This window comes from Methylobacterium sp., from assembly GCF_019745455.1.
Classification (GTDB): Bacteria; Pseudomonadota; Alphaproteobacteria; order Rhizobiales; family Beijerinckiaceae; genus Methylobacterium.
This window is the reverse complement of sequence record NZ_JAIETD010000054.1, coordinates 13222-26686: the sequence shown is the minus strand read 5'-3', so window position 1 is coordinate 26686 and position 13465 is coordinate 13222. Positions and strand designations below refer to the sequence as shown.

Below are 13465 nucleotides of genomic sequence, written 5' to 3'. Positions count from 1 at the left end.
CGATCTCACGCTATTGCTAAGTCTCAGCGTCCCTGCTGGATCGCCGAGACCAGCCAGCGGCCGCCGCGCTGGCGGACGAAGGTCCAGAGCTCCACCGCTTCCGGCTCGCCGGTCTCCACCACCGCGTTGGTGCGACGATCGACGGTGACGTCGGTGATGGCGTAACGCATGGCGACCGTCGCGTACTCGGTCTGACCCTCGCTCCAGGCTTCCGAAAGGTCGCCCTGGTTGAGCTTTACGCCTGAGATCCGGTTGACGACGCCGCGCTGCTCATTCGCCCGAAGCTCCTCCTCGAAGTAGCCGGCCATTTCCGGCGTCGCGAGCGTGCGGAGCCGGGCGACATCCTCGCGGCCATAGGCCTCCTGAACGTCGTTGAGGGCGAGCTCGAAGCTCTCGAAATCGCCGGGGCCGATGGCGACCTTGCCGACCGCCACGGGAGCCGCGCCCATGCCGGGACCGCGAGGTGACATCCCGCCGGCATTGAGGCCGCCGGGATTCATACCGCCGGGATTCATGCCACCTGGATTCATGCCACCTGGATTCATGCCGGAGCCGGCGGAGTCGCGGGCATAAGCGGCGGGAGCCGGACCGGCCTGACGGCGACGGAACCAGCGCACCGCGAAGGTGACGATCAGCACCAGGAGGCCGACCTGGAGGAGCAGGCCTATGAAGGAGGCGATACCGCCCAACCCACCGAGGAAGCCGCTACCCAGGAGCGCACCGAGCAGACCGGCGCCGAGGAGGCCGGCCATGAAGCCGCCGCCGAAGCGCGGACGCTGGGCCGCGGCCGGATTCATGCCGGGATTTCCCATGGCGGGGCCGGGCTGCGTCTGCGTGCGCTGGATCGGCGCCGCCGCACCGGGCGCGGTCGGGGTCGCGGACGGCGCGGTGTAGGTCTTGGAACCGCGCGAACCCATTCCGCCGCTGCTGCCCGGACGGGCCTCGACGATCGGCGCGGCAAGAGCCAGCGACGCTGCGAGGGTCAGAAGGGTGGCCGCGCGCTTGAAGCGCGAGGTGGACATGAGCATGATTTCGCCTCTGCGAAGATCGAACGGTGCCGGCGGAAGTGCCGATACATAGATGGTGACGTGCCAGGCCGGTTTTTAGTCCATGCAAGGACGTTTGCACCGTAGCATGGCTAATCGTTCGTCGCGGCGTCAGCGCACCGCGGGAAAGACGAGCCGGACCACCGTTCCCTCGTCGGGATGGCTTTCCACCGCCACGGTCCCGCCCTGACGTTTCATCAATCCATGCACGATGGCGAGGCCTGTCCCGCGCCCTGCCTCGCGGCTGGTGGCGAAGGGAGCCAGCGCCCGCCCTGTCATCTCTGGCGTCATGCCATGCCCGGTATCGGCGACAGCGATGCCGACGGTGCCGTCACCGGGCCTTGCCATGCCGTAATCGATGGGCGCCGTCTTAAAGGTCGAGACCGTGACGGTTCCTCCGCGCGGCATCGCCTCGCAGGCGTTGGCGAGGATCTGGGCGAGGGCGAACTCGATCTGGGTGGGGTTGCTCATCGCGGCGGGCAAGTCGGGCGAAGTCTCGACCACGAGGGTGATCCGCTCCGGAAGCGTCGGCCGAACCGTGTCGGCGAACTCCGTGACAACGGCGCCGAGATCGATCGGCCGCACGTCCGGTGCGATGCGGCGGGAATAGGCCAGCAATTGCCGGGTCAGGATCGTTGCTCGCTCGGCCGCATCCGTGGAGCGCAGGATCGCCCGCTGGATGAAGGGTTCGGGCTGTTCGCCGAGCCGTCGCTTCAGGCCGTCGATATAGCCGATCAGGATCTGAAGGAAGTTGTTGAACTCGTGGGCGACGCTGTTGGTAAGGAGCCCCAGTGCCTCGCGCTGCCGCGATAGGGCCAGTGCGGCCTCCGCGTCGCGGCGGCGGGTGATGTCGACGATCTGGATGAGATGAAGAGTTCCCGCCTCCACTCCCCCGGAAGCGGCCGGCAGGAGCTCGGCCCAGAAGGTCGAGCCGTCCTTGCGGGCGGCCAGGATCTCCGTCGATCTGCCTTCGCTCAGGAGGGCTACGAGACCCCCGCGCGCGTCGCGTTCGGCCTGGGAGCCGACCAGAAACCGGATGGGATGATCGAGGACATCGGCGGCGGCGTAGCCGGTGAGCGCAAGGAAGGCCGGGTTGGCGAGACGGACCGGCATGTCGCCGGCAGCCGGGTCGACCAGAAGCGCTGGCACCGCCGAAGCAGCAAGGAGGGCGGCGAGGTCAGGGCCCATGACCGCCTCGCGGCGGCCCCCCGGCGTCTCTTCGGCAGCGCGCAAGGCCATGATCGATCCGACATCCCAGGGACGCCCCTCAACGGCGCATCGATAAACCGAATGCCGGTGCCGGCCAAATTCCCTACTGGCGCACCCACATCACCCTCGCCATCCAGGCGATCTCGCCCACCGCCACGACCCGATCCGGATGGTCGTTGTTGAGCGAGGCGAGCTCGATGGTGCGGGCAGTCTTCCGCTTGAGCTCCTTGGCGAGCACCTCGCCCGCTTCGAGCCTGACCACGATCCGGTCGCCCTTGCGGATGCTGGCGGTGGGCGAGACGATGAGCACGTCGCCGTCGCGGTAGAGCGGCTCCATCGAGTCTCCCTGGACTTCGAGGGCGAAGGCGCGGTCCTCGCCCAGATCGGGAAAGTCGATCTCCTCCCAGCCCGGACCGCCCGTCGGCATGCCCTCGTCGGTGAAGAGCCGGCCCGAGCCGGCCTGCGTCATGCCGACCAGCGGGACTGTGGTGCGCTGCGGCCCGACCCGCACTTCGATCAGGCGCAGGAAGTCATCGAGAGTGGCGCCGGTCGCGGCCAGAACCTTGGACACCGATTCGGTGGAGGGCCAGCGTTTGCGGCCGTCCGGCCCGATCCGCTTGGAGCGGTTGAAACTCGTTGCATCGAGACCAGCGCGACGGGCGAGGCCAGAGGCGGAGAGCCCGTAGCGCTCGGCCAACCTGTCGATCGCGGTCCAGATCTGCTCATGGGACAGCATGGCGGGCTCAGGGATACGGATGACGTTGAGACACACAGCCTAGATGTAGGAAATTAGAACTAGGCGGTTCGAAAGGCAACCGCTCTTTACCGCCCCCTGTTCCTGATGTTGCAGGCTGCGACGACCCACACTATCGCGGGCTGAAGAATCGGCTTTCGGCGTGTCTCCGCGAGGATCTGCAATGCCCCTCATCTACAAGATCTGCCCGCGTGCGCCGTGGCAAGAGGCCGAAGCCGAGGGGATCTTCCGTGGGGCGGCGATCGATCTCTCGGACGGCTACATTCATTTCTCGACCGCCGCTCAGGCCATCGAGACCGCAGCGCGACATTTCGCAGGCATCGACGACCTGCTGCTCGTCGCCGTGGATGCCGATTCGCTCGGACCCGCACTCCGCTACGAGCCATCGCGCGGGGGCGACCTGTTCCCGCATCTCTACGGCACCCTGCCGCTCTCGGCGGTGCGGTCGGTAGACCCGTTGCCAATCGGACCGGATGGCCGCCATGTCTTCCCCGTCACTGTCTTCCCTGCCTCCATCGAAGAAGGCGCGAAGGCATGATCGGCGCGCTCTTCCCCTTCGCCAAGCCCATCCTCCACGGCCTGGATGCCGAGACCGCGCATAACCTGACACTGCGCGCTCTCAAGCTGATGCCGCCGCTCGCGACGGCGCCGGACCATGCCTCACTCGCTGTCGAGTGCATCGGACGCAGCTTCCCCAACCCGGTCGGCCTCGCGGCGGGCTTCGACAAGGGGGCGGAAGTTCCCGACGCCCTGCTCGGGCTCGGCTTCGGCTTCGTCGAGGTCGGCGGCGTGGTCCCGAAGCCTCAGCCCGGCAACCCGCGCCCGCGGGTCTTCCGCCTCGCCCGGGACGGCGCCGTCATCAACCGTTTCGGACTCAACAGCGAGGGCCTCGACGTCGTGTCCCGGCGCCTCGCCGTCCGACGCGGACGGCCCGGCCTCGTCGGCGTCAATATCGGTGCCAACAAGGAATCGACGGATCGTCTCGCCGACTACGTCGCCTGCACGACCACGCTGGCGCCCCTCGTGGATTTCATCACCGTCAACGTTTCCTCGCCCAACACGCCAGGACTGCGCGACCTTCAGGGCGAGGCCTTCCTCGACGAATTGTTGGCTCGCGTCGTGGCTGCCCGCGACGACGTCCAGCCGGCTACCGCCATCCTCCTCAAGATCGCCCCGGACATCACCCTCGACGCCCTCGACGCGATGACGGCTACGGCCTTGCGGCGCGGCATTCAGGGCCTCGTCGTCTCGAATACGACGATCGCGCGCCCAGCAAGCCTCTCAGAGGCCGATCTGGCGAGGGAGACTGGAGGGCTCTCCGGTCGTCCTCTCTTCGGCGCTGCAACCAGGCTTCTGGCCGAGACCTATCTGCGTGTCGGCGACACGATCCCCCTGGTCGGCGTCGGCGGCATCGACTCGGCCGAGGCCGCCTGGACCAAGATCCGCGCCGGTGCCTCGTTGCTGCAGCTGTACTCAGCGCTGGTCTATTCCGGGCCGGGCCTCGTCGGTTCGATCAAGGCCGGACTCGTCGCGCGCCTCCGTGCGGAAGGCGCCGCAAGCCTGAGGGCGGTCGTCGGCCGCGACGCGGCGGAACTCGCCAAGCTGCCTGTCTGATCAGGCTCTCGGCACGGACCGTGAGCAGAGTGCACCTGGTCTGGCCCTGCTCGACCATCTGCCGGGGTCAGCGCGCGACCCCACGTTCCCACCGCGATGTCGAAATGCAGCACATCTTCGCGCTCGCCGAGTTTGCCATAGAGGGCGATCGCTGGCTCGTCGCCGTGATCGGCCTGGACGGACATGACCCAGGCCCCCCTGCTCGCTGCGAGTTCGCCTAGCCGCGCGATCAGGGCCGTGGCGATACCCTGACGCCGATATCCGGCCGCGACGGCCAGATCGTAGATGTAGACCTCCCGCCTCGCCCGCTCGAACTTGTCGAACTCGTAGGCGACGAGCCCGCCGACGATCCGGCCCTCCGCCAGCGCCACGAGAACCGCGATATGGTCCTTGGCGAGCAGGCCTTGGAAATAGGCATCGTCGGGGGGAGCATCCCCATAGGTCGCCGGATCGGAAAACGCCTCGCCGAACATGGCGTTCAGGGCGCGGATCTCGGTGAGGTCAGCCGGTCCGAGACGGCGGATCGTGAAGGATGGAATAGTCATCGGCAAACCTCGACCGGGCGCGGGAGAGGCGGAATTCGCTAATACCCCTTCGCGGCGATCGCCTCGTGCCAGTTCACGGCGCGGCGCGCCATGCCGATATGCTGGCGCTCGTACATGCGGCCCTCGACCTTGATGGCGCCGCGCTTGGCGTTCTCGGGCTTGTCGAAGGCCTCGATGACGAGAGTGGCGCGGCGGACCTCTTCCTCGGTCGGGGCGAAGGAGGTGTTGGCGGGCTCGAGCTGGTTGGGATGGATCAGGGTCTTTCCGTCGAAGCCGAGGTCGCGCGCCTGGCGGCACTCGATGCGGCAGCCCTCGACGTCGGCGATGTCGTTCCAGACACCGTCCAAGATGGTCAGGCCCTCGGCGCGGGCGGCGGCTAGAGTGAACATCATCCAGGGGAGCATCGGCACGCGGCCCGGGACGAGCTGCGCCCAGGTATCCTTGGCGAGATCGTTGGTCCCGAGGACGAAGCAGGTCAGCCGCGTGCGCCGGTCCCGCCGTGCCTTGGCGATCTCCTGGATGTTGAGGATGGCGGCCGGCGTCTCGATCATCGCCCAGATCGCGATGGTCTCGGGAGCATCGAGGGCTTCGAGATGATTGGCGATGCTCTCTAGCACCGCCGGCGAGGAGACCTTCGGCATCAGGATGGCGTCTGGTCGCGCTTCGATGGCCGCCTTGAGGTCGGCCTCGCCCCAGGGCGTCTGCGGAGCGTTGACTCGGATCACGAGCTCACGGTTTCCATAACCGCCTTCCTTGCAGGCGGCGCAGACCTGCTCGCGGGCGAGGACCTTCTCGTCCGGCCCGACCGCGTCCTCAAGGTCGAGGATCAGCGAATCCGCCTGCAGCGTCTTCGCCTTCTCCAGCGCCCGTGCATTGGAACCGGGCATGTAGAGGACGCTTCGGCGAAGGCGCAGGTCGGACATTGGCAATTTCCTGTATGGCGGTGGGAACCTAAAGCAACGAGCCTGCCGAGGCACCTGCGGAACGCCGAAAACGGTATCGATCCAGCCGGTCTGCAACCAGGTCGTCATCGGTTCGCGAAACCAGGGCCCTCCCCTGCCGCCGGCGACGCAAACTGGAACTTAATCAAGACATGCGACGATGAGCGGGTCGGCGCCAGAGAGATGGCGTTGCGAGAGCGTGGTCCAAAAGGGATGCCTCGCCACTGACAGCGGGCGGCATATCCGGATGGGCGACTGATGATGACACAGCTCCGCAAAGACATTTTCAGAACGTTTCAGAGCGTGCGCGATCTTATCGTGAGCCACCCTCCCGGCGAGGAAGGCCTCGCCGACGCCCTGATGCGATGGCTCGATGGCGCGACACGCTTCGTCGAGCCGCATCCTACAATCGTGGGGGCTCGGCGCACGATCTATGAGGGAGCCGACAAGCTCATTGCAGTCGAGCAGCGGACAAGCGCCGGCCCCAACAAAGTGGGTCGGACACACCTGCTGGCTGCCCTCGCAGACCTCGAAGCAACCATCTATGCCCATGGCCGCGCCAGCTCCGACGCAGACCGGGTCGGGATTGCTCTCGCGGGATCTCCCCTGTGACGGCGAGCTTTCGCTCCGCCTGCCGCCTCGTCACTCGCGTCGCATCGGCAGCCGCGATCCGCGTTTCGTGAGGGTCCCTTAAACGTTGTCCTTCACGGTGAAGATCGATGACGGGGAGCCGAGGCATTACCCCCAGATGGGAGAATCCTGAGCCCATGGCGGCCCCGTTCGCTTCGCTTCTCACGGACCTCGAGGCTTCGGCCATCCGCGGCGGGCTCGGCCGGCGCGAGGAGATGCTGCGCGGCCTGACGAACCTCTTCACCGACGAAGCCGCGCGCCTGGGCGACGAGCAGGTCGATGCCTTCGATGTCGTGATCCTCCATCTCGCACGAACCATGGAGGACAGCGCGCGCGCAGATCTCTCCGAGCGGCTCGCCGACATTCCCAACGCTCCGCGCAGCGTCGTGCGCGATCTCGCCCTCGATACCGTCTTGTCGGTCGCACGGCCGGTCCTCTCGCGTTCAGGACGGCTCGTCGAAGGTGATCTCGCCATCGTCGCGGCGGAGCGCGGTCAAGGTCACCTCCTCGCCGTGGCACGGCGCAAGGTCCTTAGTCCGAAGGTCTCCGACCTTCTCGCGAAGCGCGGTGATGGCGAGGTCGTCAAACAGCTGGCGGCGAATGCCGGCGCCCGGTTCTCCCCGCAAGGTTTCCTGGCCCTCGGCGAAAGAGCCTTCTCCGATGCCACCCTCGGACCGGTTCTCGCCAAACGAGCCGACCTGCCGCCGGAGTTGCGCGCGCGGCTCGCCACCTTCGCACGTGCCCACGCGGCCGAGCCGCTGCCGACGAAGCCCGTGGCTGCGCGCAGCGACGCCATGCTGGCCGCGGAGGTCTTCGTCAGCAATCAGGCGCGACGGGTCGACATCGACGAGGGCGTCATCATCGGCTGGGTCAAGACGGGGCGGACCATGGAAGGCTTGGTGGCCTTGTCCCGTCTCGCCGGAATCCCGAGCGAGATGACGATCGAAGCCTATGAGGCCGGAAGCTTCGAGGCACTCCTGCCCATCGTCCGGTCGGTCCGTTTCGGCTGGCGCATTCTGTCGAGCTTCGTGGTGGCGAAGACCGGGCGCGAGCCGCCGCCCGAGATGATGCACGACGTCATGCGGGCGTTCCAGAGCCTAAGCGTCGTGTCCGCCCAGGCGAAGGTCCGCGCCTCCGCCGGCCGCTACAAGCGGGCGTGAGCCCGCGAAGGTCCGCCTGACGAGGCCGGGATAGGCCAGCGCCTGCCCGAGGCCGCGGGCGCCGAGCAAGCCGAGGAAGGCGAACCAGAGGCCGCCATTGCCCCAGCCCGCCCCCTGCCCGGCGAGGAGCACGGCGCCGTACGCCAGCGTCGCGGCGAGCATCAGGTTGCGCATCGCGCGAGTCCACGTCGCGCCGATATAGATTCCATCGAAGGCGAAGGGCAGTGCCGCAATGAGCGGCGCGAGGGCCGCCGGCACCAGGAACTGCCGGGCCATCTCCCGCACCTCGGAATTCGTCGTCACCGTATCGATGAAATGGTCGCCACCGATCAGGAACACACCGGAGATGGCGCCCCCGAAGGCGAGGCACCAGGCGAGGCTCAATGCCACCGCCCGGCGGAACCGCGCCTCGTCGCGGGCACCGACAGCCTGGCCGCATAGCGTTTCGGCGGCGGTGGCGAAGCCGTCTAGGAAGAAGCCGCCGACGAGGAAGAGATTCCACAGAACGGCATTGGCGGCGAGCGTCACGTCTCCGGAGCGGGCGCCGAGCACCGAGAAGATCACGATGGAGGCGACAAGGAGCAGGGTGCGGATCATGACGTCGGCGTTGACGCTGAGCATCCGCGCCAGCGCGAGCGGGTCGCGCACCGCCGCGAGCGGCACGCGGAACGGGTGCGAGCCGAGCCGCGCCAGGACGAGGAGGCCGAAACCGGTCCCGGCAGCCTCGGCGATCAGGGTCGCGAGGCCGGCTCCGGCCACGCTCATGTCCGCGCCGAGGACGAGGAGCAACGTCAGGGCGATGTTGACGAGGTTGATCGCGACCTGAATCAGCAGGCCGAGATCGGTCCGGCCGCGCCCGAGCACCGAGCCGAGGATCGAATAGTTCGCCAGGGTGAAAGGCGCCGCGAAGATCCGGATATGGAAATAGGTGGAGAGCCCGGCGATGACCTCCGGGCTCGCCCCGCTCAGCCTGAAGGCCGCCGAGGCGAGCGGGACCTGCGCCAGGACCATGACGAGGCCCACGAGGCAGGCCGCCGCCAGGGCCCGGGCGAGGGTGCGGTCGACCTCGGCGTTATCGCGGGCTCCGACGGCCTGGGCCGTCAGCCCGGCGGTCGCCATGCGCAACGAGCCGAACGACCAGAAGATCGCATCGAAGATGACGGCGCCGAGTGCCATCGCGCCGAGGAGAGCGGCATCCCCGAGACGTCCGATCACCGTCGCCCCGACGAGGCCGAGAAGCGGCGTCGTCACATGGGCGAGCGTCATCGGCAGCGCGAGGGCGAGGACGCTGCGGCTGGTCGCGGGTGCCTGATGGCTCACGACAACGGGCTACTTCGAGACGGCGAGGAGCCGCGAGATCAGCCAGAGCGGCACCACCACGACGGCGCCGGCAAGGATCCAGCCGCCGAAGTCCCGAAAGGTCACGAGGCCGAGATCGATCAGGTCCCGTAGCGTGTCGTAGGCGTGCCAGAACAATCGGCCGGGGGTGAGGCCGAGCATCGCCATGCCGGCGCCGACGAGGATCGACAGCAGCAGGAGCTTGATCAGGACCGTCGCCGGCGATCCGCCGAGGAAGCGGTGGAGGGCAGACCGGCTCCGAACCCGCGAAGGGTCGACGTATGGTGTGCCTTGCGAGGTATCTTGCGAGGTACCTTGGCGGCGCGGGTCGTGATCGAGGATCATCGTGTCGGGTCCTTTGGGCGGACTCCTCTGAAGCCGTTAGAACCCGGCGGAAGCGTGGCACGTGCGACACAGTTTGATGAAACTGCGCTCGCCATGAAACGTTACGCGGTTCCATGCCGTACGAGGCGGTGGCATCGCTGCGGCTCCGTGCTGATATCCATCATCCGAGCCGGGCCGCTAGATTTGAGGCGGCACGCCTCGATCGAACGAAGATTGCGGGCGGCTTCCCGAAGACGAGACGAGCATTTCCATGATCGACCACGCCCTGTTCGACCCGGCGACGATCGATCCGGAGACGAAACGCCTCAACGCCGAGATCATCGCCGCCCATGCGGCGCAGGAAGACCCGTGGTCGCTGCCGATCGCGGAGGTCCGCGCCCGCCGCCGCCGCGGCACCCAGGCTTCTCCGGCGATGCCGCGAAGCGCCCGTGCCGAAACCATCACCATCGACGGTCCAGGCGGCCCCCTACTGCTGCGAATGATTCGCCCGAAAGCCACCAAGTGGCAGAAGCCGCGCGGCGCCTACCTGCACATCCACCGGGGAGGCTGGGTTTGGGGGGCGGCCGACGAGCAGGATCCCTGGCTGGAGCGGATCGCCGACAATTGCGGCTTCGTCTGCTTCTCGGTCGAATATCGGCTCGCCCCTGAGCACCCTTACCCGGCGGCCTTGGAGGATTGCGAGGCAGCGGCTCTCTGGCTCGATGGACCTGGCAAGGCGGAATTCGGCGTGTCGGCTCTCACCATCGGCGGCGAATCCGTCGGCGCGCATCTTGCCGTGATGACCCTGCTTCGACTGCGCGACATCCACGGCAAGCCCCGTGCGTTCCGCGGCGCCAACCTCAATGCCGGGTTCTTCGATCTTGGCCTGACCCCGAGCGTGCGCAACTGGGGTGAGGAGCGGCTGGTGGTGAACACCCGCGACCTCACCACGTTCGCCAACGACTACGTCCGCGAAGGCATCGATCGCCGCCGCCCCGACGTCTCGCCGCTCTATGCCGACCTCAAGGGACTGCCGCCGGCCCTGTTCTCGGTGGGCACCCATGACCCGCTCCTCGACGACACGCTCTACATGTCCTCGCGCTGGGCCGCGGCCGGGAATGGCGGCCATACGGCGATCTACCCGGGCGGCTGCCACGTCTTCGTCCGCTATCCCGGCGCATTGAGCGAACGGGCGCTCGAACTCATCGACCGCTTCCTCTCCGCCCTTGCCTGATCGGGAGGCGCTGCCGGAGCGCTTCGCCGCCTGGTTCGCCTCGCGCGGATGGGAACCGCGATCGCACCAGCTCGAACTGCTGGCACTTGGCCGCGCCGGCCGCTCGGCCCTGCTTGTGGCGCCCACCGGGGCCGGCAAGACGCTGGCGGGCTTCCTGCCGAGCCTCGTCGCCCTCTCGGAGCGGCCGGCCCGCCAGAAGGGACGCGGCCTGCACACGCTCTACATCTCTCCGCTCAAGGCACTGGCCGTCGATATCGCCCGCAACCTCGACCAGCCGGTCGCCGAGATGGGCCTGTCGATCCGTGTCGAGACCCGCACCGGGGATACGCCCTCGCACAAGCGCACCCGCCAGATCGAGCGCCCGCCCGACATTCTGCTCACCACGCCCGAGCAGCTCGCCCTCCTGATCGCCCATCGCGAGGCGGCGGAGCTGTTTTCGGAGCTGCGCTGCGTCATCCTCGACGAGTTGCATGCGCTGGTCACATCGAAGCGCGGGGATTTGCTGTCGCTGGGCCTGGCGCGGCTGCATCGGCTCAGCCCAGGACTTGCCGCGATCGGCCTGTCGGCGACGGTGCGGGAGCCGGACGACCTGCGCCGGTATCTGGTGCCGCAACGGCCCTTCCCTCTCCCCTCTGCGGGGGAGGGTGGCCCGCGAAGCGGGTCGGGTCGGGACGAAGTCCCGCAAGAGGGGAGCACGGGTCTGTCCGGAGAGGTCGCGATCCCCTCTCCCGCCTCGCACCCGCGAGGCACCCTCCCCCGCGGAGGGGGGAGGGGTCTGGAGCTGGGCATGGCCGACCTCGTCGTCGTCGAAGGCGGGGCTCGGCCCGACCTCCACATGCTCGTGACCGGCGCCAAGCTCCCGCTCGCGGGCCATACCGCCCTGCAGGCGATGCCGGCGATCTACGACCTGATCCGGCAGCACCGCACCGTGCTGGTCTTCGTGAACACGCGCCTCCAGGCCGAGTACACCTTCCAGGAACTCTGGCGCATCAACGACGACTCGCTTCCCATCGCGCTCCATCACGGCTCCCTCGACGTGACCCAGAGACGGCGGGTGGAAGCCGCGATGGCGGCGGGTCAGCTCAGGGCCATCGTTTGCACCGCCACTCTCGACCTCGGCATCGACTGGGGCGATGTCGACCTCGTGATCAATATCGGCGCGCCCAAGGGCGCGAGCCGGATCATGCAGCGGATCGGGCGGGCCAACCACCGCATGGACGAACCTTCGAAGGCCTATCTGGTGCCGGCCAACCGCTTCGAGGTCCTCGAATGCCAGGCCGCCCTCGATGCCGTCGAGGAGGCGGCTCAGGACACGCCAGACGCCCGTATCGGCGCACCCGACGTCCTCGCCCAGCACGTCCTCGGCATGGCATGCGCCGATGCCTTCGATCCGCTCCAGCTCTACGACGAGATCGTTTCGGCCGCCCCCTATGCGGATTTGAGCTGGGAGGAGTTTGAGGGGACCGTCGATTACGTCGCCACCGGCGGCTACGCCCTTCGCGCCTACGAGCGTTTCGCCAAGATCCTGCGCGGGCCGGACGGGCTGTGGCGGGTGCGCGACGGGCGAGTAGCGCAGCAATACCGGATGAATATCGGCACGATCATCGAGGCGACGAAGGTGAAGGTCCGCCTCGGTCGCTCGCTCCGGGGGAAGCCCGGAACGGTATTGCCGAAGACCGGCCGGGTGCTCGGGGAGATCGAGGAGGATTTCGCCGACACCCTGACTCCCGGCGATACGTTTCTCTTCGCCGGTGAAGTTCTGCGCTTCGAGGGCCTCCACGAGGACGAGGCCCTGGCGACGCGGGCCGGACCCGGTACTGATCCGGCGATCCCTTCCTATGCCGGCGCGAAGTTCCCCCTCTCGACCTTTCTCGCCGCGCGGGTGCGGGCGCTGATCGCCGACCCGTTCGAATGGGATCGGCTGCCGAACCAGGTCGGCGATTACCTCGCGCAGCAGCGCCGTCGCTCGGTCCTGCCGGGGCCTGCCGACCTTCTCGTCGAGACCTTCCCGCGCGGCGGGCGCCACTACCTCACGGCCTTCCCATTCGAGGGGCGACTCGCACACCAGACCCTGGGGATGCTGCTGACCCGTCGCATAGAGCGGGCGAGGCTGCGGCCGCTGGGCTTTGCGGCGAACGACTACGGCATCGCGATCTGGATGACCCGGGACATCAACGAGCGCATCAGCCTCGAACCGGATTTCCTCGATGGTCTGTTCGCCGAGGACATGCTCGGCGACGATCTCGAAGCCTGGCTCGACGAGAGCTCGATCATGAAGCGCACCTTCCGGCAATGCGCGGTCATCGCAGGGCTGATCGAGCGGCGCCATCCCGGCCAGAAGAAGACCGGCCGACAGGTCACGATGTCCACCGACCTCGTCTACGACGTGCTGCGCAAGCACCAGCCCGATCACCTGCTGCTGCGCGCAGCACGCCAGGATGCGGCAACCGGACTCGTGGACGTGGGGCGCCTCGGCATGATGTTGAGGCGCATCCAGGGGCGAATCATCCACAAGGCCCTCGACCGCGTCTCGCCCCTGTCCGTCTCCGTCATGCTCGAGATCGGGCGGGAGAAGGTCTACGGCGAGGGTGCCGACGAGATCTTGGCCGAGGCCGAGGCGCAGCTTCTCGAAGAGGCGCTCGCCGGGTGAGACGCCCCAACCCAGGACAA

General features: G+C 67.8%; 12 protein-coding genes and 1 pseudogene. 6 read left to right on the top strand and 7 right to left on the bottom strand.

The genetic code is table 11. The annotated features are described in order from the left end of the window. Positions 1 to 23: 23 nt before the first annotated feature. The 3 genes from K2Y56_RS13515 to K2Y56_RS13505 form a co-directional block, all read right to left on the bottom strand. The gene (locus K2Y56_RS13515; protein WP_292508160.1) at positions 24 to 1028 is read right to left on the bottom strand and encodes a TIM44-like domain-containing protein; all 1005 of its coding nucleotides are present in this window, start codon (positions 1026 to 1028) and stop codon (positions 24 to 26) included. A 129-nt stretch (positions 1029 to 1157) separates the two neighbouring features. Continuing rightward, positions 1158 to 2285: an ATP-binding protein gene (locus tag K2Y56_RS13510; RefSeq protein ID WP_366848775.1), complete on the bottom strand. Its 1128-nt coding sequence runs from the start codon at positions 2283 to 2285 to the stop codon at positions 1158 to 1160. Between the two features lie 73 nt (positions 2286 to 2358). Further along, positions 2359 to 2991, bottom strand: coding sequence for a helix-turn-helix transcriptional regulator (locus tag K2Y56_RS13505; protein ID WP_292508157.1), 633 nt, complete (start codon positions 2989 to 2991; stop codon positions 2359 to 2361). 181 nt (positions 2992 to 3172) lie between these two features. Here K2Y56_RS13505 and K2Y56_RS13500 point away from each other — a divergent pair, with 181 nt between their 5' ends. Next, on the top strand, positions 3173 to 3547 hold the full coding sequence (locus tag K2Y56_RS13500) for a DUF952 domain-containing protein (protein WP_292508154.1): 375 nt from the start codon (positions 3173 to 3175) through the stop codon (positions 3545 to 3547). Beyond that, positions 3544 to 4623, top strand: coding sequence for a quinone-dependent dihydroorotate dehydrogenase (locus K2Y56_RS13495; RefSeq protein ID WP_292508151.1), 1080 nt, complete (start codon positions 3544 to 3546; stop codon positions 4621 to 4623). Before K2Y56_RS13500 ends, K2Y56_RS13495 begins: the two co-directional genes overlap by 4 nt. Positions 4624 to 4718: 95 nt before the next feature. On the opposite strand, the pseudogene K2Y56_RS13490 reads toward K2Y56_RS13495, so the two are convergent. Together K2Y56_RS13490 and K2Y56_RS13485 are read right to left on the bottom strand one after the other, a co-directional pair. Beyond that, positions 4719 to 5168 (bottom strand): annotated as a pseudogene (locus K2Y56_RS13490) (AAC(3)-I family aminoglycoside N-acetyltransferase); the annotation flags it as partial. 38 nt (positions 5169 to 5206) lie between these two features. Beyond that, positions 5207 to 6091 carry a CoA ester lyase gene (locus K2Y56_RS13485; RefSeq protein ID WP_292508149.1) on the bottom strand — a complete coding sequence of 295 codons (885 nt, stop codon included), beginning with the start codon at positions 6089 to 6091 and terminating at the stop codon, positions 5207 to 5209. A 336-nt stretch (positions 6092 to 6427) separates the two neighbouring features. On the opposite strand from K2Y56_RS13485, the gene K2Y56_RS13480 reads away from it, so the two are divergent. Beyond that, positions 6428 to 6721: a hypothetical protein gene (locus K2Y56_RS13480; protein ID WP_292508146.1), complete on the top strand. Its 294-nt coding sequence runs from the start codon at positions 6428 to 6430 to the stop codon at positions 6719 to 6721. Between the two features lie 155 nt (positions 6722 to 6876). Then, the gene (locus K2Y56_RS13475; RefSeq protein WP_292508143.1) at positions 6877 to 7899 is read left to right on the top strand and encodes a DUF2336 domain-containing protein; all 1023 of its coding nucleotides are present in this window, start codon (positions 6877 to 6879) and stop codon (positions 7897 to 7899) included. On the opposite strand, the gene K2Y56_RS13470 is transcribed toward K2Y56_RS13475, so the two are convergent. Both K2Y56_RS13470 and K2Y56_RS13465 read right to left on the bottom strand, forming a co-directional pair. Beyond that, positions 7837 to 9165, bottom strand: coding sequence for an MATE family efflux transporter (locus K2Y56_RS13470; RefSeq protein WP_292508262.1), 1329 nt, complete (start codon positions 9163 to 9165; stop codon positions 7837 to 7839). The genes K2Y56_RS13475 and K2Y56_RS13470 overlap by 63 nt on opposite strands. Positions 9166 to 9228: 63 nt before the next feature. Next, the gene (locus tag K2Y56_RS13465; protein ID WP_292508140.1) at positions 9229 to 9582 is read right to left on the bottom strand and encodes a DUF6460 domain-containing protein; all 354 of its coding nucleotides are present in this window, start codon (positions 9580 to 9582) and stop codon (positions 9229 to 9231) included. Positions 9583 to 9832: 250 nt separating this feature from the next. Here K2Y56_RS13465 and K2Y56_RS13460 point away from each other — a divergent pair, with 250 nt between their 5' ends. Together K2Y56_RS13460 and K2Y56_RS13455 are read left to right on the top strand one after the other, a co-directional pair. Next, positions 9833 to 10795, top strand: a complete 963-nt coding sequence (locus K2Y56_RS13460; protein ID WP_292508137.1) for an alpha/beta hydrolase — start codon at positions 9833 to 9835, stop codon at positions 10793 to 10795. Then, positions 10788 to 13445, top strand: coding sequence for a ligase-associated DNA damage response DEXH box helicase (locus K2Y56_RS13455; protein ID WP_292508134.1), 2658 nt, complete (start codon positions 10788 to 10790; stop codon positions 13443 to 13445). The genes K2Y56_RS13460 and K2Y56_RS13455 overlap by 8 nt, the downstream gene beginning before the upstream one ends. Positions 13446 to 13465 lie beyond the last annotated feature (20 nt).

Coding starts and splice junctions, on each gene's coding strand:
- K2Y56_RS13515 (WP_292508160.1), bottom strand. CDS start 1,028: ATGCTCATGTCCACCTCGCGCTTCAAGCGCGCGGCCACCCTTCTGACC.
- K2Y56_RS13510 (WP_366848775.1), bottom strand. CDS start 2,285: ATGGCCTTGCGCGCTGCCGAAGAGACGCCGGGGGGCCGCCGCGAGGCG.
- K2Y56_RS13505 (WP_292508157.1), bottom strand. CDS start 2,991: ATGCTGTCCCATGAGCAGATCTGGACCGCGATCGACAGGTTGGCCGAG.
- K2Y56_RS13500 (WP_292508154.1), top strand. CDS start 3,173: ATGCCCCTCATCTACAAGATCTGCCCGCGTGCGCCGTGGCAAGAGGCC.
- K2Y56_RS13495 (WP_292508151.1), top strand. CDS start 3,544: ATGATCGGCGCGCTCTTCCCCTTCGCCAAGCCCATCCTCCACGGCCTG.
- K2Y56_RS13485 (WP_292508149.1), bottom strand. CDS start 6,091: ATGTCCGACCTGCGCCTTCGCCGAAGCGTCCTCTACATGCCCGGTTCC.
- K2Y56_RS13475 (WP_292508143.1), top strand. CDS start 6,877: ATGGCGGCCCCGTTCGCTTCGCTTCTCACGGACCTCGAGGCTTCGGCC.
- K2Y56_RS13470 (WP_292508262.1), bottom strand. CDS start 9,165: ATGACGCTCGCCCATGTGACGACGCCGCTTCTCGGCCTCGTCGGGGCG.
- K2Y56_RS13465 (WP_292508140.1), bottom strand. CDS start 9,582: ATGATCCTCGATCACGACCCGCGCCGCCAAGGTACCTCGCAAGATACC.
- K2Y56_RS13460 (WP_292508137.1), top strand. CDS start 9,833: ATGATCGACCACGCCCTGTTCGACCCGGCGACGATCGATCCGGAGACG.